The following is a 4187-nucleotide window of genomic DNA, read 5'->3' as shown; positions in this document are numbered from 1 at the left end:
CGATGGCACCGAGTACTGGACTGATGCTCTGGATGACATCTGGGCCTACCAGGGCGCGCTGACCACCGAGCAGGTCCAGATGCTGGCCGGCGGAGCCGAACTCCCCACCGAAGACGGCCCCTGACATGACCATCCGGGTCCGCCGCCCCACTGCCGTGGAGCGGCGGGCCACACCGACCCGTGTCCCTTCTCTCCCCTGGTGACCTCGTGATGCGCCCTTGACCGGGCGGTGGCGATGGAGGACGTCGTGAACGCAGGCCGCAAGAGGCTGGTACTGGGATCGCGCCGCATGGTGACCCTGACCGCGGGTGTGGCGGCGGTGGTGATGTCGGCCGGGGTGCTGACGTCCCCGCCGGCCCTGGCTGAACCGCCCCACTCCCAGCGCCCCAAGGCGTCCACTCATGAGAAGCCGGTGCCCGGGCACGACCTGAAGGTCCGGCCCCGCAAGACCGACCCCGCCAATCCCGGGCCCGCCGCCAAGGCCGCATGGCCGAAACCGGGAGCGGCGGAGGTCGCCGTCCCCTCCGACGCCAAGGGCTCCGGTACGCGTGCGGGCGGTCTGCCGGTGCGCGTGCTGGCACCGGAGAAGCAGACACGCTCGAGGAAGAGCGTCCCGAAGGCGGACCGGGTGCGGGTCCAGGTGCTCGACCAGGCGAGCAGCCAACGGCTCGGGGTGGACGGCCTCGCCTTAACCGTGGCCCGCATGGATGCCGACGCGCCCGGTCGGGTGAAGGTGCGGCTGGACTACTCGACCTTCGCGCAGGCGTTCGGTGGTGCCTATGGTGCTCGGCTGCGCCTCACGCAACTCCCGCAATGCGCCCTGACCACTCCCGGCAAGCCCGAGTGCCGCACCGGTGAGCCGGTGACCAGCGAGAACGACGGCGCCTCCAAGACCCTGACCGCCGATGTCGAGGCCGCGCCGATGACGGCGTCCGGGCAGCACGCGACGCTCCTGGTTGCGGCGGCGGGTTCTGACAGCTCCCAAGGTGACTACAAGGCGACGTCGCTGGAAGCGTCGGCGACGTGGAGCGGTGGCGGTAACGCGGGCGATTTCACGTGGTCGTATCCGATGCGGGTCCCGCCCGTCCCCAGTGGCCTGACACCGAACGTGGCGCTCTCCTACTCCTCCGCGAGTGTGGACGGCAGGACATCGAACACCAATGGCCAGCCGTCATGGGTCGGTGAAGGGTTCGATCTTTGGCCCGGTTACATCGAGCGGCGCTACAAGTCGTGTGAGGACGACGGCGCGCCCAAGGACGAGTGGGGGAACTCGCCTGGGGATCGGTGCTGGGGTTATGACAACGCGACCGTCACCTGGAACGGCAAGGGCGGGGAGCTGATCAAGGCTTCCGACGGCTCATGGCGAACGAAGGGTGACGACGGAACCAAGTACGAGAAGCTCACCAGTTCGACCAATGGCAACGGTGACAACAACGGCGAGTACTGGAAGGTCACGACCACTGACGGCACCCAGTACTTCTTCGGGCTGAACCGGCTCCCCGGCTGGCAGAGCGGCAAGCCGGAGACCAACTCGACGTGGACGGCGCCGGTGTTCGGCGACGACGCCGACGAGCCGTGCCATGGGTCGTCGTTTGCGGGGTCGTGGTGCCAGCAGGCGTACCGGTGGAACCTTGACTACGTCGTGGACCCGTCCGGGAACGCCATCAACTACACCTACGGCACCGAGACCAACCACTACGGCCGCAACCTCAAGCCCGAGGACGAGACCCCCTACATCCGCGGCGGGTACCTGAAGACGATCTCCTATGGGCTGCGCAAGGACGCGCTGTTCGCCAAGGCGCCGGCGCAGGTCACCTTCACCACCTCCGAGCGCTGCATCCCCGACAGCGGCTTCGACTGCGACCCGTCCAAGATCGGCGCCAACCCTGACAAGTGGTGGGATGTCCCCTGGGACCTCAACTGCAACTCCGGCCAGGAATGCAAGGACACTCACGGCACAATTTCGCCTACCTTCTGGTCCCGTAAGCGGCTGACGAAGGTCACCACGCAGATCCTCAAGCCGGACGCGTCCGGGTATCGGCCGGTGGATTCGTGGTCGCTGGACCACGAGTGGAAGCTGGCCGACGTCGAGCGGGACCTGGTGCTGAAGGAGATCTCCCACACCGGTCACGCCGCCACCGACGGCAGCGGCCCAGTGACCCTGCCCAAGGTCACCTTCAATCACGTGCAGATGGACAACCGGCTGGACAAGACCGGCGACGACATCCTGGCCTACACCCGCTACCGGCTCGGCGCGATCTATGACGAGTCGGGCGGGCAGATCGACGTCGCCTATTCCGACACCGACTGCACCCTGTCCAGCAAGCCGACACCGGAGACCAACACCACCCGCTGCATGCCGGTCATCTGGACACCACCAGGACGAGAAGACCCCATCACCGACTGGTTCCACAAATACGTGGTCACCTCCGTTATCCAGACCGACCGGACCGGTCTGGCCCCCGACATGGCCACCAAGTACCAGTACCTGGGCGGCGCGGCCTGGCACTTCGACGACGATGACGGGCTGACCAAGGAGAAGAACAAGACCTGGTCGCAGTGGCGCGGTTATGGCCAGGTCCGTACGCTCACCGGCGACTTCGACAATCCCGCCGCGCAGACCGACACCTTCTACCTGCGCGGTATGAACGGCGACCGCAAGAACAAGGATGGCGGGCAGAAGAGCGTCACGGTCTCCGACGGTGAGGGCGGTACCTACACCGATCATGATGCCCTGGCCGGGTTCACTCTCAAGACCGTCCAGTACACCGCGCCGGGCGGCGGCGTCCACAGCAAGACGGTGAACACCCCCTGGCGGGTGCAGACCGCCTCCCGCACCCGCTCCTGGGGGACCACGACCGCGAACGTGACCGCGGTCGACACCACCCACACGTGGACGGCCAAGGACGGCGGCGGGTGGACCGAGACCAAGACCGACAACACCTACGAAGAAGAAGGTCCGGGCACCGGTCGGATCACCATGGTCAACGACCTCGGTGACATCAGCACCAGCGGTGACGACAAGTGCACCCGCACGACCTACGCCGACAGCGGGGCCGCGTGGATGGTGTCGTTCCCATCCCGGGTGGAGACCGTGTCGGCCGCCTGCACCGCCACTCCCAACCGTCCCGCCCAGGTCGTCTCCGACACGCGGACCTACTACGACAACGGTGGCTTTGGCGAAGGCCCGTCCAAAGGCCGCGTCACCAAGGCCCAAGAAGTCGAGGGATACGACGGTGCTACGCCCGAGTATGTGACGAAGGCCGAAAACGTCTATGACTCGTTCGGGCGGGTCACGCAGGTGAAGGACGCACTGGGGCAGACCGCTACCACCGTCTACACCGAAACCCAGGGCCTGACGACCAAGAAGCAGGTGACCACGCCACCGGCCACGCCGGGTAACGCCTCTACGGCGCTCACGACGATCGAGCAACTGGACCCGGCGCGTGGACAACCTACCCGGACCACCGACGCCAACGGGTTGAACACAGATCTTCTGTATGACGGGCTCGGACGGCTGACGCAGGTGTGGTTGCCGAATCGGTCCAAGGCCAACAACCCCCACCCGAACTACGAGTTCACCTACCGGGTGGCCGAGGGGCAGATCGTCGCGGTCACCACCAAAGCCCTCGCCGCCACCAGCGGGCAGCAGGTTGAGAAGATCGAACTCTTGGACGGGTGGCTGCGCTCCCGCCAGACCCAGGTCCCCGCACCCAACGGACGCCTGATCACCGACACCTTCTACGACGAGCGCGGCCAGGTGACCAAGTCCTACGCCGCCTATCCGGCCGCCGGCGCACCCGAGACCGCTCTGTTCGGGGTCGGCACCCCGGGCAATGTGGAGACGCAGACCCGGACCGAGTACGACGGGCTGGGCCGTCCGACGGTCGAGAAGGCGATGAAGGGGAACGGGTCGCAGCCCGCGCAGGAGCTGTGGCGCACCACCTACTCCTACGGCGGCGGCAACCGCACCTCCATCACCCCACCGGACGGCGGCACTCCCACCGCACAGATCACCAACGCCCGCGGCCAGGTCATCGAGCGCCGCCAGTACAAGGCCTCAACACCCACCGGCGAGTTCGACGCCACCACCTACACCTACACACCGGCGGGGGAGATCGCCTCGGTCACCGACCCGTCCGGCAACACCTTCACCACCACCTACGACCTGCGCGGCCGCAAGACCC

General features: G+C 67.1%; 1 protein-coding gene. It reads left to right on the top strand.

All coding sequences use genetic code 11. From position 1 onward, the window contains the following. Window positions 1–235: 235 nt before the first annotated feature. Window positions 236–4187, top strand: a 3952-nt coding sequence (locus CHF16_RS38925) for an RHS repeat domain-containing protein (RefSeq protein ID WP_483860512.1), incomplete at its 3' end; no start/stop codon positions are given.

Source organism: Actinomadura meyerae (assembly GCF_900188445.1).
GTDB classification, from domain to species: Bacteria; Actinomycetota; Actinomycetes; order Streptosporangiales; family Streptosporangiaceae; genus Spirillospora; species Spirillospora meyerae.
Note: the sequence above shows the minus strand (reverse complement) of the source record. Positions and strands in the feature narration are given on the sequence as shown.